The organism is Mesorhizobium sp. Cs1299R1N1, assembly GCF_037179655.1.
GTDB lineage: Bacteria > Pseudomonadota > Alphaproteobacteria > Rhizobiales > Rhizobiaceae > Mesorhizobium > Mesorhizobium salmacidum.
The window spans coordinates 37,352-58,227 of record NZ_JAPYKR010000008.1 but is presented as its reverse complement, the minus strand read 5'-3'; the positions used below and the strand labels follow the sequence as shown (position 1 = coordinate 58,227).

Here is a 20,876-nt window from a genome sequence, read left to right as displayed (position 1 = left end):
GGCGGGTTTTCCGGGCAAGGAGCCTGATTTGGATCGCGACAGCAGTTTTTCGGCTGAAACAACGGACATTTCGTCCGGCGAGGATGATTCCCTGGCCGGCATCACTGTCATCGTCTGCGCCTCCTGTCGCGACGAGACCGGCTCCGACGCCCATCCCCGGGCCGGCGAACTTTTGGCCGAAGATACGCGCCAAGCCGCCTCGGGCGACACCATCCGCATCCGCACCGTCGAATGCCTCGGCAATTGCAAACGCCGACTGAGCGCCGCGATCCTGCGTGACGGCTGCTGGAGCTATGTCTTCGGCGATCTGACCACGACCAGCGGCGCCGATCTCGTCACCGGCGCGAAACTCTTCGCCACCTCCAGCGACGGCCTCATTCCCTGGCGGGGCCGGCCCGACAGCCTCAAGCGCGGCCTCGTTGCCCGCATCCCTCCCCTCGACATGCTGAAAGACTTGATATGACCGCATCCGTTTCCCGCGTTCCCTGCACCGTCGTCACCGGCTTCCTCGGCGCCGGCAAGACGACTCTTGTCCGCCATCTCCTGGAAAACGCCGGCGGCAAGCGTATCGCGATCATTGTCAACGAGTTCGGTGACATCGGCATCGACGGCGAAATCCTCAAGGGCTGCGGCATCGACACCTGCCCTGAGGAAAACATCGTCGAGCTGGCCAATGGCTGCATCTGCTGCACCGTCGCCGACGATTTCGTGCCGGCGCTCGACCAGATCCTGTCGCTGACGCCGAAGGTCGACCATATCCTGATCGAAACCTCGGGCCTCGCTTTGCCCAAACCGCTGGTCCAGGCTTTTCAGTGGCCGACAGTGAAGAGCCGGGTGACCGTCGATGGCGTCATCGCCGTGGTCGATGGTCCCGCACTTGCCGAAGGTCGCGTCGCCAACGACATGGACGCCCTGCAGGCGCAGCGCGCCGGGGATGAAAGCCTCGACCATGATGATCCGGTCGAGGAGGTGTTCGAGGACCAGATCGCCTGCGCCGATCTGATCATCCTGTCGAAGAGCGACCTGATGGACGCCGCCGGTTCGGCCCGCGCCAACGCCATCGTCAACGAACACTCCGCACGCGCCGTGAAGATCGTGCCGACGTCTCACGGCAAGGTCGATCCCTCGGTGCTGCTCGGGCTTGGTCTCGCCGTCGAGGACGACATCGAGAATCGCAAATCCCATCATGACGGCGCATTCGACCACGAACATGACGACTTCGACACGTTCATCGTCGACATCCCCTCGATCGCCAATCCGGACGAACTGGCAAAACGCGTCGCCGCCGCCGCCGAACAGGAAAACGTGCTGCGGGTGAAAGGCTTCGTCGAGGTCGGTGGCAAGCCGATGCGGCTCCTGCTGCAGGCCGTCGGCCCGCGCGTCAATCATTACTACGACCGCGCCTGGACCGCCGGGGACGACCGCCGCTCGCGCCTCGTAGTCATCGGCCTCAAGGGGCTGAACCGTCCGGCGATCGAACGTATCCTCGCCGGCTGATTTCAGGCACGGGCCGCGATGCACATCCTCACCACGACCTCCGCCTCGCTCGACGATCTCGCCGAGCCTGTCGATCTCCGGCAGACGCCGGCGGATATCGTGGCCTTGTCCTTCACCGACAGCGATCTCGCCGGACTGGCGGCTGCATGGAAGGCCGACGCCGATCGCCCGCCGTCGATGCGGCTCGCCGCACTGCGCGACCTGCGCCATCCCATGTCCGTCGATCTCTGGATCGACAGCGTCGCCCGCCATGCCAAGGTCATCATGGTGCGCATCCTCGGCGGCTACGACTGGTGGCGCTATGGCTGCGACCAGCTCGCGGCAATCGCCCGCGAGCGCGGCATAAGACTGGCTTTGCTTCCGGGTGAAAGCCATGACGAGGATCTCAGGCTGATCGAAGCCTCGACTCTGCCGCGCGCCGAACTGGACGGCCTGCTCGGCTATTTCCGCGAGGGCGGCCCGGCCAATATGAGCGCGCTGGTGCACAGGCTGGCAGGCCTGGCTGGACAGGATACGCCCGTCGCCAGTCCGGTCAGCGTGCCTAAGGCTGGTTACTATCAATCTGGATTGGGGGTCGCAGAACAGCCGCACCTTTCAAATGCCAGCGCTCCCATCATCCCGATTCTCTTCTACCGATCGATGCTGCTTGCAGCCGATGTCGCCCCGATCGATGTGCTGGCCGAGGCTTTGCACTCCCAGGGACTGGCACCGGTCCCGATCTTCGTTTCCAGTCTCAAGGATCCGGTGTCCCTGGCGTTCGTCGAAAATGCCATCGCATCTCTGAAACCCGCCGCCATCATCACCGCGACCGCTTTCGCTTCTGGCGCCGAGCCCGGCGTGGAAACGCTGTTCGACCGAGCCTGCGTGCCTGTCTTCCAGGTCATCGTCGCCACCACGCGCCGCGACGTGTGGGAAAACAACCAGCGCGGGCTGGCGCCCGCCGACCTTGCCATGCATGTCGTGCTGCCCGAACTCGATGGCCGCATCCTTGCCGGCGCCATCTCTTTCAAGGGCGAGAGCGATGTCGACCCGGCGCTGGGCCATCGTGCGTTGGCCAACCAGCCGGAACTGGATCGTGTTGAGCAAGTGGCTAGGCGCGTAGCGGCCTTCATCCGTTTGCAGCAGACCCCGCGCGCCGAACGCAAGCTGGCGATCCTCATTCCCGATTATCCCAGTGCTCCCGGCCGCACCGGCTATGCGATCGGGCTGGATGTGCCGTCCAGCGTGCTGGCCATACTGCGGGACCTTAAGCAACAAGGATATGCCGTTGAAGGGATTCCACAAACGCCGCGTGAATTGCTGGATTTGTTGGCGCGCGGCGACGATGGGCTGAGGCTGGACGACTATCACTCCTTTTCGACAGAGTTGCCGGCAGCGGCAATTGCTGCGGTAGAGGCTGCTTGGGGCAGAGCGGAAGATGAGACAGGTCTTCGCGAGGCGCCCCCCTCCGGCAGGACAGAGGGGGGCGCCTCGCGAAGACCTTCGCTATCAGGCAAAAAACACTTCGCCTTCCGCGCCGCGCATTTCGGCAACATCACCGTCGCACTCGCCCCCGACCGCGGCCGTTCCGCGGACCGCCGCGCCGACTACCACGACCCGACGCTGCCTCCGCGCCACGCTTTGATCGCCTTCGGCCTGTGGCTGCGCAAATCGCTCGGCGTCCACGCCCTCATCCATGTCGGCGCCCACGGCACGCTGGAATGGCTGCCCGGCAAGACCGTCGCGCTGTCTCAAACCTGCTTCCCCGAGATCGTCACCGGCTCCCTGCCCGTCATCTATCCCTTCATCGTCTCCAACCCCGGCGAAGCGGCACAGGCCAAACGGCGCATTGCCGCCGTCACGCTTGGTCATCTGCCGCCGCCGCTGACAGGCGCCGGACTGGACGAGAACCAGCAACGGCTCGAACGGCTGGTCGACGAATACGCCCAGGCCGACGGCCTCGACCGCCGTCGTCGTGACCGGCTGGCGAAACTGATTGTCGAAACCGCGCAAAAGACCGGCCTCGCCTCCGAGGCCGGCGTCGCCGAGACCGATGCGCCCGACGAAGCGCTGCGCCGCATCGACGCCTGGCTCTGCGATCTCAAGGATTTCGCCATCAAGGACGGGCTGCATATCTACGGCCGCGTCCCAGACGACCAGCCCGACCCCATGCGCAGGCAAAGCGCGGAAGCCGAGAAGGCCGCGCTGCTCGCCGCGCTCGATGGCCGTCACGTCAAGGCAGGCCCGGCCGGAGCGCCCGCGCGCGGGCGCTCCGATGTCTTGCCCACCGGCCGCAACCTGTTCACATCGGACCCGCGCACCATGCCGACCCCGACCGCCTATGATCTCGGCAAGGCGGCGGCGGAAGAAGTAGTGCGCGCCTACATGCAATCGCATGGCGATTGGCCCCGCTCGCTGGTGACAGACCTCTGGGGCTCGGCCTCGCTGCGCACCGGCGGCGAGGAGATCGCGCAGGGCCTGGCGCTGATGGGCTGCCGGCCGCAATGGGATACCGCGACCGGCCGCATCACCGGCATCGAGGTGCTGCCGCCGGCGACGCTCGGCCGCCCGCGCGTCGACGTCACCTGGCGCATATCAGGCCTGTTCCGCGACATGTTCCCGACCCAGATCGCACTGATCGACGCCGCCGCCAACGCCGTTGCAGCGCGCGACGAGGATGATTCAGAAAACCCGCTCGCCGCCAGGACCCGCGCCGACGGCAAGGTCAGCCCACGCATCTTCGGCACCTCGCCCGGCACTTACGGCGCCGGCGTCGAAGAGATTTTGTCCAGCGGCGACTGGGCGGCGCGGGAAGAAATCGGCCGCGCCTATCTCGACGCCACCTCGCATGCCTATGGCGGTGCCGGCGGCGAAGGGGTCTCGGCACCCGGAGCGTTTGAAGGCCGCATTGCCGAAGCCGATCTTCTGGTCCACACCGGCGACGACCCCGGCCGCGACATTCTCGAAGGTTCCGCCGACGTCGCCTTCATCGGCGGCTTTTCGGCCGCCTTGGCCACACTCGGCAGGAACGCCGACGTCATCGTGCTCGACACCACGGACCCGCGGAAGCCGAAATCGCGATCGGTTGGCGAGGCGGTGTCGCGCGTGGTGCGTGCCCGTGCCGTCAACGCCCGCTTCATATCAGGACAGATGCGCCACGGTCCGCGCGGCGCCTCCGAATTCGCCGAGACCGTCGACCGGCTGGTCGGCTTCGCCGAGACCACCCATGCCATTTCAGGCGCGTTGATCGAGGCGGTGCACGATGCCTATCTCGGCGATCCGGAAGTTCGCGCCTTCATCCTGCGCGAAAATCCCGCCGCCGCCAAAGTCATCGCCGAGCGCTTCCTGTCGGCGCGCCGGCGCGGCCTCTGGCATCCCTTGCGCAATTCCATCGACGACGATCTCGCCGCACTGATCGCCGAGGCCAACGCGCTCGGGGTCGCGGCATGAACGCCTTCTCGCGCCGTGGCGCCTGCCCTGCTTTGTCGGCACCGATGCAGACAGGCGACGGCCTGCTGGTGCGGCTCAACCCGGTCGCCGGTGGCCTATCGCCGAAGCTCTTGATCGCGTTGGCCGAATCCGCTGTGCGGCACGGCAACGGCATCATGGAAGTAACGGCGCGCGGCAGCCTGCAGATACGCGGCCTGACAGCGGAAAGCGCTGCGTTGCTGACAGCGGAGGTCGATGCGCTGGGCATCGCGGTGCGCACCGGCGTCCCGGTCGAGACCGGCCCGCTGGCCGGCATTGACCCGCGGGAGATCGCCGATCCGAGGCCGATGGCTGAGCGGATCAGGGTGGCCGTTGAGGAAGCCGGGCTGGCAACAAGGCTGGGGCCGAAGGTTGCGGTGATCGTCGACGGCGGCGGGCAACTGACGCTGGATGCGGTGACGGCGGATGTGCGGCTCGCTGCAACGCGGACCGATGTGGGGATCCAGTGGCGGGTGTCAGTTGCTGGTGATGGGCGGACCGCGAGGCCGCTCGCTGTGGCGGATGAGGATGCGGCGCGCGACATTGCTGTCGCGGCGCTGCGGATGGTTGCCGAGAAAGGCCGTGAGGCGCACACGCGGGATTTGTCGAGGCGGCAATTGGAGTCTCTCGCAAGCTGGCACTCTGTGGCGCCCCCCTCTGTCCTGCCGGACATCTCCCCCTCTAGGGGGGAGATTGCGCTGTTATCGCTGTCTTCGCCAATTCTTGACGTTGAAACGGAAGTGCTAGGGGCAAAGCTGCCGATCTCCCCCCTTGAGGGGGAGATGTCCGGCAGGACAGAGGGGGGCGCCGTAGAGCGCAGCCGCCTACCGGTTGGCATCTTCGACGTGAACAACGGCCACGCCCTCGGCATCGGCCTCCCCTACGGCAGCATGCCGGCGGACAAAATCATCGGCCTCGTGCAAAAAGCTCTCGCCCTCGGCACCGCCGAGGTCCGCCTCGCACCGGGCCGCGCCCTGCTGTTCCTCGGCCAACCGGCGGACGCCAAACAATCCCTTCATGACACCGCCGCCACCCTCGGCTTCGTCACCTCCCCCGCCGACCCGCGCACGCGCATCGCCGCTTGCCCAGGCACGCCGGCCTGCGCGTCCGGCCGGATCGCGACCCGCGACATCGCCGAGGCGATCGCCGCCGAAAACGCGGACATCCTCGACTTTACCCTGCACGTTTCCGGCTGCGCCAAGGGCTGCGCACATCCCGGCCCAGCAGCACTAACAATTGTCGGCGGTGAAAATGGAGCCGGACTTGTCGTGAACGCGACGGCAAAGGCCCTTCCTGCCGGCTACAGGCCGGGCTATGACGCCGCGCGCGGCATCAGCCGCGTCGCGGCGGTGATCCGCAGCGCACGATTTCAAGGCGAAACCGCCGCCGCTTGCCTGACAAGGCTAGGACCGGCCGGCATCGCTGAGACCTACAAACAGGAATGAGCATGGCCGCCTACGACTATATCCACGACGGCACGGCGATCTACGAGCGCTCCTTCGCCATCATTCGCGCCGAGGCTGATCTGTCGCGCTTCTCCGAAGCCGAGGCCGATGTCGCCATCCGCATGATCCATGCCTGCGGCCAGGTCGAGGCAGCAAGTCGTTTCGTTTTCTCCAACGATTTCGTCACCGCCGCCCGCACCGCTCTGGCGGCCGGCGCGCCGATCTTCTGCGACGCGGAAATGGTCTCGCATGGCGTCACCCGCGCCCGGCTGCCGGCCGGCAATGAGGTGATCTGCACCTTGCGCGACCAGCGCACGCACGACATCGCCAGGGAGATCGGCAATACCCGCTCGGCCGCCGCGATCGACCTTTGGGGCGAGCGCATGGCCGGTTCGGTCGTCGCCATCGGCAATGCGCCGACCGCACTCTTCTACCTGCTGGAAAAGCTGCGCGATGGCGCGCCTAAGCCAGCCGCCATCATCGGCATGCCAGTCGGTTTTGTCGGTGCTGCCGAATCCAAGGATGCGCTTGCCGACAATTCCTATGGCGTGCCCTACGCCATCGTGCGCGGCAGGCTTGGCGGCAGCGCAATGACCGCCGCAGCGCTCAATTCACTGGCGAGGCCGGGCCTGTGAACGCGCTCCCCAAAGGCCGTCTCGTCGGCGTCGGCACCGGTCCCGGCGACCCCGAATTGCTGACGCTGAAGGCCGCACGGACCTTGGCCGAGGCCGATGTCGTGGCTTATTTCGCCAAACGCGGCAACAACAGCAATGCGCGCGCCATCGTCGAGGCGCGCTTCCGGCCCGACATGCTGGAACTGCCGCTGCTCTATCCCGTGACCACCGAGATCGACAAGGATCACGACGACTACCGCTCGCAGATATCAGGTTTCTACGAGGAGTCTGCCGACAGGGTCGCCGAGCACCTCGACGCCGGCAAGATGGTTGCCGTGCTCTCCGAAGGCGACCCGCTGTTCTACGGCTCCTACATGCACCTGCATGTGCGCCTTGCCCATCGCTACCCGACCGAGGTCATTCCCGGCATCACCGCCATGTCCGGCTGCTGGTCGCAGACCGGCGTGCCGATCGTCCAGGGCGACGACGTGCTGACCGTGCTGCCTGGCACGATGAGCGAATTCGACCTGACGCGCCGCCTTGCCGACACCGATGCCGCCGTCATCATGAAGGTGGGTCGCAACCTGCCCAAGATCAGGCGGGCGCTGGAGGCGACCGGCAAGCTGACGCGTGCCGTCTATGTCGAGCGCGGCACCATGGCCGGCAGCGTCTCGATGAAGCTTGCTGACAAGCCTGACGACAAGGCGCCCTATTTCGCCATCGTGCTGGTTGCCGGCTGGTCCGGTCGACCCGGCGTGGCTGGAGCGCAGGCATGAGCGGCCGTCTCACCGTCATCGGCCTCGGGCCCGGCAATGCCGACCAGGTCACCCCGCAAGCCAGCCGCGCTCTCGCGGAGGCAAAATTCTTCTATGGCTACAAGCCCTATCTCGACCGGCTTGACCTCCGCCCCGACCAGACCCGCGTCGCTTCAGACAATCGTGAGGAACTCGCCCGCTCCAAGGAGGCCCTGACCAAAGCCGCCGAGGGCCACGACGTCGCCGTGGTATCCGGTGGCGATCCCGGCGTGTTCGCCATGGCCGCGGCGGTCTGTGAGGCGATCGAGGCCGGTCCGGCCGAATGGCGTGCGGTTGATGTCATCATCGTGCCTGGCGTCACCGCCATGCTGGCGGTCGCCGCGCGTATCGGCGCGCCGCTCGGCCACGATTTTTGTGCCATCTCGCTGTCCGACAATCTGAAGCCTTGGGATTTGATCGAGCTGCGCCTGCTGGCGGCGGCCGGCGCCGGCTTCGTCATCGCTCTTTACAACCCGATCAGCAAGGCGCGTCCCTGGCAACTTGGCCGCGCCTTCGAATGCCTGACCGCCATCCTGCCCGGCACGACGCCGGTGATCTTCGGCCGCGCCGCCGGCCGTCCGGACGAGCGCATCGAGGTCTATCTGCTGGCCGATGTCGATGCTGAAAAGGCCGACATGGCGACCTGCATCATCATCGGTTCGCCGGAAACCCGGATCATCAAGCGCGGCGACAAGCCGGCGCTGGTCTACACGCCGCGCTCGGCATCGGGCTCCACAAAATGAGGCACCATCGCGGCCAGCGCTTCGACGGTTTCAGCCGAAGGCACGTCCGGCAGATCGGGCCTGCGCACCATGACCACCTCGATGCCAAGCGCCCTCGCGGCTGCGATCTTGCCATAGGTGGCTGCGCCACCGCTGTTCTTCGATACCACGACATCGATCCGATGTTTTTCGAGCAGCACGCGCTCGTCGGTCTCGTCAAACGGTCCGCGCGCCAACAGGTACGCGGCATCGGCAACCGCCAGCTTCGGCTCGACCGGATCGACGCTGCGGATGAGATAATGGTGCTGGGGCGCCGCCTCGAAGGCGGTGACCTCCTGGCGGCCCAGCGCCAGAAACACGCGGCGCGGCACATCGCCAAGCGCCCGCGCGGCCTCGGCAACGCTGTCGACCTCAAGCCAGCGGTCGCCTTGGCCGGCCTCCCACCCCGGGCGCCGCAAGGCAAGGATCGGCACGCCGCTCTTGCGCGCGGCCATCGCCGCATTGGCGGAGATTCGCGCCGCGTAGGGATGCGTGGCGTCAATCAGCAGACCAGTGGCTGTCTCGCTGAGATAAGCAGCCAGACCATCGACGCCGCCGAATCCTCCGCTTCGCACGGGCACACCCTGCGCGACCGGGCTTTGCGTGCGGCCGGCCAGGGAAAGCGTGACCGAGCAATCGGCGCGCGCCGCCAGTTCTCCGGCCAGTTGCCGGGCTTCGGTGGTACCGCCAAGGATCAGAATGCGGTGGGTCATCATGCCTGCTGAGGGTCCGCGCGGCGCCAAGCTCAACACAAGATGGCTCACCATCGTCGGCATCGGCGAGGACGGTTTAGCGGGTCTCGGCGACGAGGCCAAGCGGCGGATCGCCGAGGCGGAGTTCATCTTCGGTGGCAAGCGGCACCTGGCGCTCGTCGCTTCCTTTGCCAGGGGCAAGCCGCGACCCTGGCCGGTTCCGTTCGATGCCGGGATGGCCGAGGTCTTGGCGCTTGCCGGCAGAAACGTCTGCGTGCTCGCCTCCGGCGACCCGTTCTTCCACGGGGTCGGCGCCACCCTCGCCCGCAAGGTCAACCCGCGCGAGATGCATGTCATCCCAGCGCCGTCAGCCATTTCGCTGGCAGCCGCCCGTCTTGGCTGGGCGCTGCAGGACATCGAGATCATCTCACTGCACAGCCACCCGATCGACCTGATTCGCCCGCTGCTGCAGCCCAACGCACGCATCCTGGCGCTGACATCGGATGGCGATGCACCAGCTGCAATTGGGCGCCTGCTCACCGAACTAGACTTCGGCACTTCGCGGTTGACGGTCTTGGAAGCGTTAGGCGGGCCGAAGGAGACATTGCGTTCGGTTCGTGCCGACGCCTTCAACCTCGAAAACATCAATCCACTCAACGTGCTGGCCATCGAAATTGATTCGGCTTCGCAAGCGCGCGTGCTGCCGCTCACATCAGGCCTTGCCGATCATCTGTTCGAGCATGACGGCCAGATCACCAAGCGTGAAATCCGCGCCGTCACCCTGTCGGCGCTGGCGCCGAGGCGCGGCGAATTGCTGTGGGATGTCGGCGCCGGCTCGGGTTCGATTGGGATCGAATGGATGCTTGCCCACCCTTCGATGCGCGCTATCGCCATCGAGGCCGATCCGGTCCGCGCCGCCCGCATCGGCCACAACGCCGTTGCCTGCGGCGTTCCCGGCCTCGTCATTGTGGAAGGCAGCGCGCCCAAGGCACTGGCCAGGCTGGAGGCGCCCGATGCCGTCTTCATCGGTGGCGGTGGCAGCGACGCCGGCGTGTTGACCGCCGCCATCAAGGCCCTGCGCGCCGGTGGCCGTCTTGTCGCCAACGCGGTGACGCTGGAAATGGAAGCCCTGCTTCTCGCCCAGCACACAAAGCGCGGCGGCGACCTCACCCGCATCGGCATCTCCCGCGCTTCGCCGGTCGGCTCCATGCGGGCATGGCGGCCGGCCATGCCGGTCACGCAATGGAGCTGGGTGAAGCCATGATGGTCGCGGGCATCGGCAGCCGAAAGGGCGTCACCGTCGAGGACGTGCTCGCGGCGATCGAAACCGCTCTGGAAGCGCACGGATTAGCGATGACGGCTCTTTCGGCATTGGCCACCGCGGCGCTAAAGAAGGATGAAGACGCGATCGCCGCCGCTGGTCGAAAACTGAACCTTCCGGTCATCATCGTCGATGACGCAGCCCTTCAGGTCGCCTCGCCGCGGACGCTCAGCAACTCCAGCCTCTCGCGGGACCTGGCCGGCACCCCATCGGTCTCGGAAGCCTCCGCCCTTGCCGTCGCCGGCAAAGGCGCCAGCCTGCTTGGTCCACGCACTGTGCTCGGCGCGGTCACCTGCGCCATCGCCATCAGCGGAGACGCGCCATGACCGTCCATTTCATCGGCGCCGGTCCGGGTGCGGCCGACCTCATCACGCTGCGTGGCGCAAGGCTCTTGGCGAGCTGCCCGGTCTGCCTCCACGCCGGGTCGATCGTCGCGCCGGAATTGCTCCAGCATTGCGCGCCGGGAACAAAATTGATCGACACCGCGCCGATGTCGCTGGACGAGATCGAGGCTGAATATTTGGCGGCCCACAAGGCCGGCCATGACGTTGCCCGCCTGCACTCCGGCGACCTGTCGGTGTGGAGCGCTGTCGCCGAGCAGATCCGCCGGCTGGAAAAGCATGGCATCCCCTACACGATGACCCCGGGCGTCCCTTCCTTCGCCGCCGCCGCGGCAGCACTTCGCCGCGAGCTGACCATTCCCGAAGTCGCGCAAAGCCTGGTGCTGACCCGCGTTTCCGGACGTGCGTCGAAAATGCCGCCCGGCGAAACGCTGGCCGGCTTCGGCCGCACCGGCGCCACCCTGGCCATTCACCTTGCCGTCCACGCCATCGACCGCGTCGTCGCCGAACTGACGCCGCACTATGGCGGCGATTGCCCGGTCGCGATCGTCTTCCGCGCCTCCTGGCCGGACGAGCGGGTGCTGACCGGCACGTTGGAGACGATCGAGGCGCTACTGGCCGCCGATCCAATGGAGCGTACGGCGCTCATCTTCGTCGGCCGCTCGCTGGCGGCGGAAGGCTTTGGCGAAAGTTCATTATACGACGCCCATTATCAGCGGCGTTTTCGCGGACGGGACGGATTGTGAGCGGCAGCACCAGAAACAAAGGCGAAAACGCCACGCTCGAAGAGGCGCTCGCGCGGCTGAACTTCAAGCCGCGTCCGCTTGAGCGGGGCCATGTCTGGCTGGCCGGCGCCGGACCCGGCGACCCTGGCTGCCTGACCCTGGAAGTGCTGGCGGCGTTGGCCGAAGCGGATGCATTGGTCTACGACGCGCTGGTTTCGCCTGATGTCGTGGCAGTGGCCGGTAACGCCGAGCTTTTCTTTGCGGGAAAACGCGGCGGCCAGCCCTCGATGAAGCAGGACGACATCACCGCTTTGCTGGTGCGGCTGGCGCGTGAAGGCCGCCGCGTCGTCAGGCTGAAGGGCGGCGATCCTTATATTTTCGGCCGTGGCGGCGAAGAGGCGCTGGCGCTGGCGCGCGAAAACATCCCGTTCCGTGTGCTGCCGGGCCTGACATCTGGCCTCAGCGCATTGGCCGCCACCGGCATCCCGGCCACCATGCGCGGCATCAACAAGGCTATCATCCTGGCGACCGGTCACGCCGCCGGCACCGATGACGACATCGACTGGGCGGCGATCGCCCGCACCGGCCAGCCTGTGGTCGTCTATATGGGCATGGCCAATCTGCCGCTGATAGCAGCCGCCCTGCTCGACGGCGGACTGGCGCCATCGACGCCGGCGGCCGTGATTGTCGCCGCGACGACACCGCAGGAGCGAACCGTCGTCGCCACGCTCGCCACCATTGCCGAGGAAGCGGCGGCTGCCGGGCTCGCCTCACCGGCACTGATCGTCGTCGGCGGCATCGTCGCGATGCGCGCGGCACTGGCAGCGCAAGCATGACGGCGCGCGCGATCATCATCGGCGCGCCGCGCTCCGGCTCGGGCAAGACCAGCGTCACCATCGGCATTCTGCGCGCGCTCACCCGGCGCGGCCTGAAGGTGCGCGGCGCCAAATCCGGCCCGGACTATATCGACCCCGGCTTCCACACCGCCGCCACCGGCCTGACCGGTGTCAATCTCGACAGCTGGGCGATGTCACCGTCGCTGCTCAATGCGCTGGCCGCACAGGCGGCTGACGATACCGACTTCGTCATCCTCGAAAGCGCCATGGGCCTGTTCGACGGTATTCCGGCCTCGTCGGGGCGCACCGGTTCGGCCGCCGATCTTGCCCGGCTTTACGGCCTGCCGGTGCTGCTGGTGCTCGACGTGTCCGGCCAGTCGACCACGGCGGCGGCCGTCGCCAAGGGTTTTGCCACTTACGATCCGGATGTGCGCATGGCCGGCGTCGTGCTCAACCGGCTGGGCAGCGAGCGTCACCGGCGGCTGTCCGGCGACGCCGTCGAGGCGATCGGCCTGCCAGTCGTCGGCGCTATTTTGCGCGACCCGTCGCTCAATTTGCCCGAACGCCATCTCGGCCTCGTCCAGGCCGGCGAATATGACGATCTGATGGCGCATCTCGACCGGCTCGCCGACATGGCGGAGAAGTCGCTCGACCTCGACGCGGTCATGGCGCTGGCAACACCCCTCGCCCCGGCGATTGGCGACTTCACCGACGCGCTGCGGCCGCCCGGCCAGCGCATCGCACTGGCCGAGGATGCCGCCTTCAGCTTCCTCTACCCGCATGTCGCCGCCTGTTGGCGCAAGGCAGGCGCGGAAATTGTCCCGTTCTCGCCGCTCGCCGACGAAGCGCCGGACGAGGATTGCGATGTCTGCTGGCTGCCCGGCGGCTATCCAGAGCTTCACGCCGGCAAGCTGGCCGCCGCCACGAATTTCCATGTGGGAATGGCGCGTTTCGCCGAGAAGAAGCCGATCCATGGTGAGTGCGGTGGCTTCATGGTGCTTGGTGAAGCGCTGGAGGATGCCGGCGGCGAAACGCATCGCATGCTCGGCCTGCTCGGCCATTCCACCAGCTTCGCCAGGCGCAAGATGAATCTCGGCTACCGTGAAGCACGGCTGCGCGCCGACTGTCCGCTGGGGCCGCAAGGCGCACTGATCCGAGGTCACGAATTCCACTATGCGCAGATGATGGCCACCGGCAATGATGAGCCGCTGGCCGACCTCGCCGACGGCCAGGGCAATCCGCTCGGCGCTTCCGGCTACCGGCGTGGCCATGTCAGTGGCACCTTCTTCCACGCCATTGCGCGGGCCTAGACCATGAAGCGCCCAAGAATCACCCTGTCGCCTCGGCAAGTCCTCGATGACATCGCCCTTTGCCTGGTCTTCTTCACCCGCCTGCCGCTGCCCGTCTTCGATTTTCGTGGCCGCAGCCTCGCCGCCGCGATCTGGGCCGCCCCCATTGCCGGCCTTGTCGTCGGCTTGATCGGCGCCATCGTCTTTGCCACGGCGGAACGGTTTGGCCTTGCCATAGGACCGTCGGCCGCCCTCGCCCTCGTTGCAACCGTGCTCACCACAGGCTGCCTGCACGAGGATGGGCTGTCCGACGTCGCCGATGGCTTCGGCGGCGGCAAGTCGCGCGGACGCAAGCTCGAGATCATGCGCGACAGCCGCATCGGCGCCTATGGGGCCACGGCGCTGGCGCTATCGCTGCTGATCCGCTGGAGCGCGCTTTCGGAACTCACCGATCCCACGCAAGCCCTCTTTGCTCTGGTGGCTGCGCATGCCACTTCGCGCGGCGTGCTCGGCGCCTTTATGCATCTTTTGCCGCCGGCGCGATCCGACGGCCTCTCGGCAAACGCCGGCACCGTCTCACTCGAAATGGCGATAGCCGGCGCCGTGCTTGGCGCGATTCCGCTGCTCCTGCTTGGCCCCGGCGGCGCCATCGCCGCGCTCATCCTGCTTGGCCTGCTGTTTGCTGCCTTTCACGCCCTTTGCCTCAACCAGATCAATGGCCAGACCGGCGACACGGTTGGCGCCTTGCAGCAATTGAGCGAAATCGCGGTGCTTCTCGTCGCTTCCGTAGCTCTTTCCTGACCCCCTTTTTGCCTGATTCCCTTCCGGAGACCTTGCCCCATGCCCTTCAAATCCCTCGATGAACTGCGCGCCGCCTGTCTCGACCTGCCCGCCGGCAGCGAGGCGGCAGCCAATGCCGTTGCCAGCCGCCAGGACACGCTGACCAAACCGCAAGGCAGTCTCGGCAGGCTGGAAACGATCGCCGCCTGGCTGGCGCGCTGGCAGGGCCGTGACATGCCCAGGCTCGACCGCGTGAAAGTCTTCGTCTTCGCCGGCAACCACGGCGTCACCGCGCAAGGCGTGTCGGCCTATCCTTCGGAAGTCACCGTGCAAATGGTGGCGAATTTCGCTGGCGGGGGTGCTGCCATCAACCAGCTCGCCCGCATCGCCGGCGCCGAGCTCGACGTCATCCCGCTCGACCTCGATCATCCAACCGGCGATTTCACCCAAGTGCCCGCAATGGATGAGAAAACCTTCCTCGCCGCCGTCTCGGCCGGTTACGACGCGGTGACGCAAGACCTGGACCTCGTCTGCTTTGGCGAAATGGGCATCGGCAACACCACGCCGGCCGCCGCCATTTCGGCGGCGCTTTTCGGCGGTGGTGCCGAAAAATGGACCGGGCGCGGCACCGGCGTCGACGATGCCGGACTGAAACGCAAGGTGGTCGCCATCGAAGCCGGCCTGAAGCGCCACGCCGCTGCCCTTGCCGACCCACTGGGGGTCGCAGCCAGCCTCGGCGGGCGCGAACTCGCCGCCATCTTCGGCGCCACGCTCGCCGCACGGCATCTGGGCATCCCCGTGCTGCTAGACGGCTTCGTCTGCACCGCCGCCGCCGCGCCACTGGCAAAGCTGCACCGAACCGGCCTTGCTCATACGACCGCGGCACATGTCTCCGCCGAGTCGGGCCATCGCGGCCTGCTCGAAGCGCTCGCCCTGCCGCCGCTACTCGATCTCGGCATGCGGCTCGGCGAAGGCTCCGGCGCGTGCCTGGCCGTCAACATCGTGCGCTCGGCGCTGGAGTGCCATGCGAGAATGGCGAGTTTTGCCGAGGCTGGCGTCTCGGAGAAGTAATGCGCGGATCGCCTTGATGTACAAACCCTCATAAATTTTCGGAGTCCCAAAACAGGGGTTCGCGATGTCCTTGCTCGGACGGAGTGAAATTTCGACCGCAAGAAGAGGCACCGGGCGCCGCTCGGCCTTTCTGCAGGCTCAGCGAAGGATGCATATTAGCAAGAAAGAATATATTAACGACTGTGATGCAGCCTTCCATACGGGGACGGGAAACGCCTCCTCATCGGACGTTCCAAACGCGCGCCCTCAAGCGCCGGGACGCTCGACCAATGCGGAGCAAACGCATGAGTGTCGGAGCAGCTCTCGAACTATTGCTGCGGTTGATTCATAGCCGAGCCATGAAGTTGGCGGCGTTGCCGGAGGATGAAAGGGATATACACTACGATCTCATCCGCCGCGCATGTTGCGGAGCCGCCGAGCACATCGGGCAAAACCCCGACACGGCAGCCATCACGGCAAACGACATGGTTGAGTTTGTTCGCGCACTGGTGGGAATCATCGAAGTGGGCTGTGGATCAGACCAAGGGCCAAGCACTGATCGGCCACCGCCAGCGCGACATTTGGCACCCGGGAGAATGGTATGACACGCATCTAGAGCATGATGCGAAAAGTGTGGGTGCTGGCCCAAAACATTTGGACATAGTGCGGACACGGACTTCCGCCTGCATCCATCAGGGTCCCTCACCTCGTCCAACAAATTGATTTTGTTAGATTTTGGTGGGTGCGCACAGGATTGAACTGTGGACCCGCTGATTAAGAGTCAGCTGCTCTACCAACTGAGCTACGCACCCACTCGGCCGGCAAAAACCGGCGTTGGCGGGCATATAGCCGCCGACACCGGTCCTGTCCAGCCCTGCTGGAATCATTTCCCGACAAATCGCATCAAGCCTTGTCGTGCCGGGAAAGAATGCGGAGGCGATCAGACGAAAAGCTTGCCTTCCGCCACCTTGATCGCGTTGCCGCCGATGCGCGCGGATGCCAGCTTTCCGCCTTGCACAGTCAGTTCGAGGCGGATGCGCGATGGCCGCCCCATCTCCAGTCCCTGCTCGATCCACAATTGCGAAACCCCGTCCGTCGGGCCGTCGAAATGCATGATGGCGCCGGCGAAGGCCGCCGCCGCCGAACCGGTCGCCGGGTCCTCGTAGGACGGCGTGCCGGGCACGATCATGCGCACATGGAACGCGCTTTCGTGGTTCACCGTTTCACGGCAATAGACGTACGGGCTGGCGAAGGCCCATTCGCTCTTGCGCGGCGCCAGTTCCGACCACGCCTGGTTGTCCAGCCGGATCCGGCCCGCCGCCTCGAGGTTGGCGACCGGGATGGTCACATAGGGCACGCCCGCCGACCAGAAGGCGACACGGTGATTCTCGAAGCCGATTTCGTGCGGTGTCAGGCCGAGTGCCGCGCCGATCGCCTCCGGATCGGCTTCGAGCTTCAGCGGCTCCGGCAGCTTGGCGAGGTCGAATTCGGCGAAGGTGGCGCCATCGTGCTTGCTCACGGCGCAACGCACCGGACCAATGTTTTCTTCCAGCACGAAAATGCCGGCACCGCCCTCACCGGCCAGTTCCGCCAGCGCGATTGCCGAGCCCACCGTCGGGTGGCCGGCGAACGGCATTTCATAATCGGGGGTAAAGATGCGGATGCGGTTTCGGTGCTTGGGATTGTCCGGCGGCAGCACGAAGACCGATTCGGACAGGTTGAACTCGCGCGCGATGGCTTGCATCGCGGCGGTGTCCAGACCTTTGCAATCCAACACCACCGCCAGCGGGTTGCCGGCCAGTCGCTCGGTCGTAAACACATCGTAAAGCAAGTAATTCCGGGTTTGCATTCCTGCCTCAATCCCAACATGGGCGAAATTTAATTTGATATTTGAACCGATAAGCCTGATCTGTGCACAGACAGGGACATTACGCATAATAGGGGTCCGACGTGGACCAGATTGTCAATCTGCCAAAGGCGGAATCGGATTCCGCCATTGAGACGGCGCTGGGACTCGACCAGATCGGCCGGCGCAGGACGCGCCGCCGCGGCTGGCTCTACGCGCTGCTGGCGCTGATCGTCCTCGTCGCGGCTTTTGCCGGATACCAATGGTATGCCGGCACGCCGACCAGGATCGACTATACGACAGTGCCGGCCGGCAAGGCCAACCTCACCGTCCAGGTTTCGGCGACTGGCACGCTGCAACCCCTCACCCAAGTCGACATATCAAGCCAGCTCTCCGGCATCATCCGCTCGGTCACGGTCAACGAGAACCAGCAGGTGAAGAAGGGCGACGTGCTGGCTGCACTCGACACCGCCAAGCTGCAGGTCCAGATCGAACGGGCCGAAGCGTCCGCAAAAGGGGCGGCTGCCAATGTCGAGGACGCCCGGGTGACGCTCACCGAGAACGAGAGCGCGCTTGTCCGCGCGGCGGCCCTGACCAAGCGCGGCATGGCCACCGACCAGTCGCTCGAGGCCGCGACCGCGACCCGCGACCGCTCCAAGGCTGCACTCGACAGCGCCGAGGCCAATCTCGCCATCGCCAATGCAGACTTGAAATCGCAACAGACCGATCTCGCCAACAGCACCATCTACGCGCCGATCGACGGCATCGTGCTGACGCGTTCGGTCGACCCCGGCCAGACGGTCGCCTCTTCGCTGCAGGCGCCGGTGCTGTTCATCATCGCCGCTGATTTGAGGAACATGGAGCTGGTGGCGGCGGTCGACGAAGCCGACATCGGCGCGGTCAAGTCAGGCCAGCATGCCCGCTTCACCGTCGACGCCTTCCCCGACCGGCCGTTCGATGCCGAGATCCGCGACATTTCCTATGCCTCGGTCACGACGGACGGGGTCGTCACCTACAATGCGCGGCTCGAGGTCGACAACAGCGAACTTCTGCTGCGCCCGGGCATGACCGCCACCGTTTCGGTGGTTACCCGGCAGGCCAAGGATGTGCTCACCGTGCCGGCCAGCGCCTTCCGCTACCGACCGGCGCAGCAGGCCGCGCGCGGCTGGAGTCTCAGCGACCTGTTCACCGGCCGCATGGGCCGCCCCGACCGCCAACGCCAGGCGGCGAAGGCCCCGACCGATGGTTCTCGCACGCTCTATGTGCTGGAGAACGGCCGGCCGCATCCGGTCAACGTCAAGATCGGCTCCACCGATGGCGAACTGACAGAGATCACCTCCGGCCTGGAGGAAGGCGCGCAGATCATCACCGCCTCGCAGTCGCGGAACTGAGGCTATGGCCGCGGGCGCGCCCCTCATCACCTTCGACACGGTCTGGAAGAGCTACGGCCAAGGCGAAGCCAAGGTGCATGCGCTGGCCGGCGTCGACCTTGCCATCCGGCGCGGTGAATTCGTCGCCATCATGGGCCCGTCGGGCTCCGGCAAGTCGACGGCAATGAACATCATCGGTTGCCTCGACACGCCGACGGCCGGAACCTACTCCTTCATGGGCGTCGATGCCGGCCGGCTCGACCGCAACCGCCGCGCCATGCTGCGCAACCTTTATGTCGGCTTCGTCTTCCAGGGCTACAACCTGCTGGCCCGCACCACCGCGGCGGAGAACGTCGAACTGCCGCTGATCTATCGCGGCGTCGCCGCCCGCGAGCGCCGCGACCTTGCCATGCAGGCGCTGGCTGAGGTCGGTCTTGTCGGCCGCGAGCATCACACGCCGGCCGAGCTCTCCGGCGGCCAGCAGCAGCGCGTGGCGATCGCACGCGCCATCGTCACCAGGCCGACGCTGCTCGTCGCCGACGAGCCGACCGGCAATCTCGACACGGCGCGCACCCACGAAATCATGGAACTGCTGACGCGGCTGAACAAGGAGCTTGGCCTGACCGTCGCCATGGTCACGCACGAGGCCGATGTCGCCGAATATGCCGAGCGCACCATCCGCTTCCTCGACGGCCATGTCGCCTCCGACACCGCGAAACTGGAGACGGCATAACCATGATCTGGGAAACCATCCGCCTCTCGCTGCGCTCGATCCGCCGCAACGTGCTGCGCTCGTTCCTGACCTTGCTCGGCATCGTCATCGGGGTCGCCGCCGTCATTGCCATGCTGACCATCGGCTCCGGCACCACGCAAAAGGTCAAGGCCGACATCTCCAAGCTCGGCAGCAATCTGCTGGTCGTCCGGGCCGGGCGCCCGGCCGGCCCCGGCGGTCCGGGCGGGCTCGACCAGGCGGTGCGGCCGCTGGCGGAAAAGGACCTGATGGCGCTGGTTGCGCATCTCTCCGGCGCGCGCGCCATCTCGCCGGCATCGCAGAAGCAGGTCCGCGTCATCTTCGGCACCGAAAGCCTGACCTCTGGCGTCACAGGCACCGACAGCGCCTATCTTGACGCGCGCGACTGGAAACTGGTGTCCGGCCGCCCGTTCAGCGATTCCGAAACCCGTTCGGGCACCGGCGTGTGCCTGATCGGCGAGACGGTGCGCCAGCAGTTCTTCGGCGCCGGCGATCCGGAGGGTGAGATCATCCGCGTCAACCGCACCTCTTGCAAGATCGTCGGCCTTCTCGAGCCGAAGGGATATACCGGCTTCGGCCAGGACCAGGACAATGTCGTCCTGATGCCGCTCGCCGCCTATCAGCGCCGCATCGCCGGCAACCGCGACATCGACAACATCTACATCGCCGCCGACGACCGCACGCCGACCACCGAATTGCAGCCGCGCGTCGAGGACATTTTGCGCGATGCGCGCCGTATAACCCCGGACCGCGAAAGCGATTTCGCCATCCGCGACATGACCCAGATCGCCGACGCCATGGCCAGCGCAACCACGACGATGACCGGCATGCTGGGCGCGGTCGCCGGCGTCAGCCTGCTGGTCGGCGGCATCGGCATCATGAACATCATGCTGGTGTCGGTCACCGAGCGAACCCGCGAGATCGGCATCAGGCTCGCCATCGGCGCGCATGAAAAGCACATCCTCATCCAGTTCCTGGTCGAGGCGACGGTGCTGTCGCTGCTCGGCGGCATCATCGGCATCCTGATCGGCCTGGCGCTGGCCGGCCTCGCCTCGATGACCTTGATCATACCCTTCGCGCCAAGCCCGGCGGTCATCCTGCTCGCCGTCGGCTTCTCCGCGCTGATCGGCATGGTATTCGGCTTCTTCCCGGCCCTGCGCGGCGCCAGGCTCGATCCGATCGACGCGCTAAGGCATGAGTAACGAGCAAGCTGCAAAGGCGCCCGGCACTCCGAGCCGTTTTACACAACCTTCGACGTTTCCGCCCACCCAACCCTGTCGTCGCTGTGTTGGCGATGTTATGCCAAGGCATTTCTGG

The 20,876-nt window shown here is 66.1% G+C and carries 19 protein-coding genes and 1 tRNA gene; 17 read left to right on the top strand and 3 right to left on the bottom strand.

What is annotated here, in order from left to right; all coding sequences use genetic code 11:
- Positions 1 to 28 precede the first annotated feature (28 nt).
- The 7 genes from O7A70_RS18530 to O7A70_RS18500 are packed head-to-tail and all read left to right on the top strand — an operon-like array spanning position 29 to position 8,540.
- Entirely contained in the window at positions 29 to 463 is a 435-nt protein-coding gene (locus tag O7A70_RS18530) for a DUF1636 family protein (RefSeq protein WP_337141682.1), read from the top strand.
- Positions 460 to 1,497, top strand: a complete 1,038-nt coding sequence (cobW, locus tag O7A70_RS18525) for a cobalamin biosynthesis protein CobW (RefSeq protein WP_337141681.1) — start codon at positions 460 to 462, stop codon at positions 1,495 to 1,497. Before O7A70_RS18530 ends, cobW begins: the two co-directional genes overlap by 4 nt.
- 18 nt (positions 1,498 to 1,515) lie before the next feature.
- Positions 1,516 to 4,926, top strand: a complete 3,411-nt coding sequence (gene cobN, locus O7A70_RS18520) for a cobaltochelatase subunit CobN (protein WP_337141680.1) — start codon at positions 1,516 to 1,518, stop codon at positions 4,924 to 4,926.
- The gene (gene cobG / locus O7A70_RS18515; protein ID WP_442921193.1) at positions 4,923 to 6,389 is read left to right on the top strand and encodes a precorrin-3B synthase; all 1,467 of its coding nucleotides are present in this window, start codon (positions 4,923 to 4,925) and stop codon (positions 6,387 to 6,389) included. Before cobN ends, cobG begins: the two co-directional genes overlap by 4 nt.
- Positions 6,390 to 6,391: 2 nt before the next feature.
- Positions 6,392 to 7,024: a precorrin-8X methylmutase gene (locus O7A70_RS18510; RefSeq protein WP_337141679.1), complete on the top strand. Its 633-nt coding sequence runs from the start codon at positions 6,392 to 6,394 to the stop codon at positions 7,022 to 7,024.
- A complete protein-coding gene (locus tag O7A70_RS18505) occupies positions 7,021 to 7,779 on the top strand; it encodes a precorrin-2 C(20)-methyltransferase (RefSeq protein WP_337141678.1) in 759 nt (252 codons plus the stop codon). The genes O7A70_RS18510 and O7A70_RS18505 overlap by 4 nt, the downstream gene beginning before the upstream one ends.
- On the top strand, positions 7,776 to 8,540 hold the full coding sequence (locus O7A70_RS18500) for a precorrin-3B C(17)-methyltransferase (RefSeq protein ID WP_337141677.1): 765 nt from the start codon (positions 7,776 to 7,778) through the stop codon (positions 8,538 to 8,540). The genes O7A70_RS18505 and O7A70_RS18500 overlap by 4 nt, the downstream gene beginning before the upstream one ends.
- Here the strand turns inward: O7A70_RS18500 and O7A70_RS18495 are convergent.
- Complete coding sequence (locus O7A70_RS18495; protein WP_337141676.1) at positions 8,504 to 9,271, bottom strand: cobalt-precorrin-6A reductase; 768 nt, start codon at positions 9,269 to 9,271, stop codon at positions 8,504 to 8,506. The two genes, O7A70_RS18500 and O7A70_RS18495, sit on opposite strands and share 37 nt — an antisense overlap.
- A 1-nt stretch (position 9,272) precedes the next feature.
- On the opposite strand from O7A70_RS18495, the gene cbiE reads away from it, so the two are divergent.
- The 7 genes from cbiE to cobT are packed head-to-tail and all read left to right on the top strand — an operon-like array spanning position 9,273 to position 15,613.
- Positions 9,273 to 10,514: a precorrin-6y C5,15-methyltransferase (decarboxylating) subunit CbiE gene (cbiE, locus tag O7A70_RS18490; protein WP_337141675.1), complete on the top strand. Its 1,242-nt coding sequence runs from the start codon at positions 9,273 to 9,275 to the stop codon at positions 10,512 to 10,514.
- Entirely contained in the window at positions 10,511 to 10,897 is a 387-nt protein-coding gene (locus O7A70_RS18485) for a cobalamin biosynthesis protein (protein WP_337141909.1), read from the top strand. The genes cbiE and O7A70_RS18485 overlap by 4 nt, the downstream gene beginning before the upstream one ends.
- The gene (gene cobM / locus O7A70_RS18480; protein ID WP_337141674.1) at positions 10,894 to 11,658 is read left to right on the top strand and encodes a precorrin-4 C(11)-methyltransferase; all 765 of its coding nucleotides are present in this window, start codon (positions 10,894 to 10,896) and stop codon (positions 11,656 to 11,658) included. The genes O7A70_RS18485 and cobM overlap by 4 nt, the downstream gene beginning before the upstream one ends.
- Complete coding sequence (gene cobA / locus O7A70_RS18475) at positions 11,655 to 12,473, top strand: uroporphyrinogen-III C-methyltransferase (RefSeq protein WP_337141672.1); 819 nt, start codon at positions 11,655 to 11,657, stop codon at positions 12,471 to 12,473. The genes cobM and cobA overlap by 4 nt, the downstream gene beginning before the upstream one ends.
- On the top strand, positions 12,470 to 13,783 hold the full coding sequence (locus tag O7A70_RS18470; protein ID WP_337141671.1) for a cobyrinate a,c-diamide synthase: 1,314 nt from the start codon (positions 12,470 to 12,472) through the stop codon (positions 13,781 to 13,783). The genes cobA and O7A70_RS18470 overlap by 4 nt, the downstream gene beginning before the upstream one ends.
- Positions 13,784 to 13,786: 3 nt before the next feature.
- Complete coding sequence (cobS, locus tag O7A70_RS18465; protein WP_337141670.1) at positions 13,787 to 14,563, top strand: adenosylcobinamide-GDP ribazoletransferase; 777 nt, start codon at positions 13,787 to 13,789, stop codon at positions 14,561 to 14,563.
- A 39-nt stretch (positions 14,564 to 14,602) separates the two neighbouring features.
- Positions 14,603 to 15,613, top strand: a complete 1,011-nt coding sequence (cobT, locus tag O7A70_RS18460; RefSeq protein WP_337141669.1) for a nicotinate-nucleotide--dimethylbenzimidazole phosphoribosyltransferase — start codon at positions 14,603 to 14,605, stop codon at positions 15,611 to 15,613.
- A gap of 715 nt (positions 15,614 to 16,328) precedes the next feature.
- Here cobT and O7A70_RS18455 read toward each other — a convergent pair.
- Both O7A70_RS18455 and O7A70_RS18450 read right to left on the bottom strand, forming a co-directional pair.
- Positions 16,329 to 16,404 (bottom strand) — tRNA-Lys (locus O7A70_RS18455).
- Positions 16,405 to 16,532: 128 nt separating this feature from the next.
- The gene (locus O7A70_RS18450; protein ID WP_337141668.1) at positions 16,533 to 17,441 is read right to left on the bottom strand and encodes a PhzF family phenazine biosynthesis protein; all 909 of its coding nucleotides are present in this window, start codon (positions 17,439 to 17,441) and stop codon (positions 16,533 to 16,535) included.
- A 101-nt stretch (positions 17,442 to 17,542) separates the two neighbouring features.
- Between O7A70_RS18450 and O7A70_RS18445 the strand changes: the two genes are divergently transcribed.
- Genes O7A70_RS18445 through O7A70_RS18435 form a run of 3 tightly spaced genes read left to right on the top strand, consistent with a single transcriptional unit; the run spans position 17,543 to position 20,761 of the window.
- Complete coding sequence (locus O7A70_RS18445; RefSeq protein ID WP_337141667.1) at positions 17,543 to 18,829, top strand: efflux RND transporter periplasmic adaptor subunit; 1,287 nt, start codon at positions 17,543 to 17,545, stop codon at positions 18,827 to 18,829.
- A 4-nt stretch (positions 18,830 to 18,833) separates the two neighbouring features.
- Positions 18,834 to 19,541 (top strand): ABC transporter ATP-binding protein, encoded by a 708-nt coding sequence (locus O7A70_RS18440; RefSeq protein WP_337141666.1) that lies wholly within the window; start codon positions 18,834 to 18,836, stop codon positions 19,539 to 19,541.
- A gap of 2 nt (positions 19,542 to 19,543) precedes the next feature.
- Entirely contained in the window at positions 19,544 to 20,761 is a 1,218-nt protein-coding gene (locus O7A70_RS18435; RefSeq protein ID WP_337141665.1) for an ABC transporter permease, read from the top strand.
- The last annotated feature ends 115 nt before the right edge of the window (positions 20,762 to 20,876 follow it).

What these genes read in the sequence shown, in the direction of transcription:
- cobW (WP_337141681.1), top strand. Translation starts at nt 460, where the DNA reads ATGACCGCATCCGTTTCCCGCGTTCCCTGCACCGTCGTCACCGGCTTC.
- cobN (WP_337141680.1), top strand. Translation starts at nt 1,516, where the DNA reads ATGCACATCCTCACCACGACCTCCGCCTCGCTCGACGATCTCGCCGAG.
- cobG (WP_442921193.1), top strand. Translation starts at nt 4,923, where the DNA reads ATGAACGCCTTCTCGCGCCGTGGCGCCTGCCCTGCTTTGTCGGCACCG.
- O7A70_RS18510 (WP_337141679.1), top strand. Translation starts at nt 6,392, where the DNA reads ATGGCCGCCTACGACTATATCCACGACGGCACGGCGATCTACGAGCGC.
- O7A70_RS18500 (WP_337141677.1), top strand. Translation starts at nt 7,776, where the DNA reads ATGAGCGGCCGTCTCACCGTCATCGGCCTCGGGCCCGGCAATGCCGAC.
- O7A70_RS18495 (WP_337141676.1), bottom strand. Translation starts at nt 9,271, where the DNA reads ATGACCCACCGCATTCTGATCCTTGGCGGTACCACCGAAGCCCGGCAA.
- cbiE (WP_337141675.1), top strand. Translation starts at nt 9,273, where the DNA reads ATGCCTGCTGAGGGTCCGCGCGGCGCCAAGCTCAACACAAGATGGCTC.
- O7A70_RS18485 (WP_337141909.1), top strand. Translation starts at nt 10,511, where the DNA reads ATGATGGTCGCGGGCATCGGCAGCCGAAAGGGCGTCACCGTCGAGGAC.
- cobM (WP_337141674.1), top strand. Translation starts at nt 10,894, where the DNA reads ATGACCGTCCATTTCATCGGCGCCGGTCCGGGTGCGGCCGACCTCATC.
- O7A70_RS18470 (WP_337141671.1), top strand. Translation starts at nt 12,470, where the DNA reads ATGACGGCGCGCGCGATCATCATCGGCGCGCCGCGCTCCGGCTCGGGC.
- cobS (WP_337141670.1), top strand. Translation starts at nt 13,787, where the DNA reads ATGAAGCGCCCAAGAATCACCCTGTCGCCTCGGCAAGTCCTCGATGAC.
- cobT (WP_337141669.1), top strand. Translation starts at nt 14,603, where the DNA reads ATGCCCTTCAAATCCCTCGATGAACTGCGCGCCGCCTGTCTCGACCTG.
- O7A70_RS18450 (WP_337141668.1), bottom strand. Translation starts at nt 17,441, where the DNA reads ATGCAAACCCGGAATTACTTGCTTTACGATGTGTTTACGACCGAGCGA.
- O7A70_RS18440 (WP_337141666.1), top strand. Translation starts at nt 18,834, where the DNA reads ATGGCCGCGGGCGCGCCCCTCATCACCTTCGACACGGTCTGGAAGAGC.
- O7A70_RS18435 (WP_337141665.1), top strand. Translation starts at nt 19,544, where the DNA reads ATGATCTGGGAAACCATCCGCCTCTCGCTGCGCTCGATCCGCCGCAAC.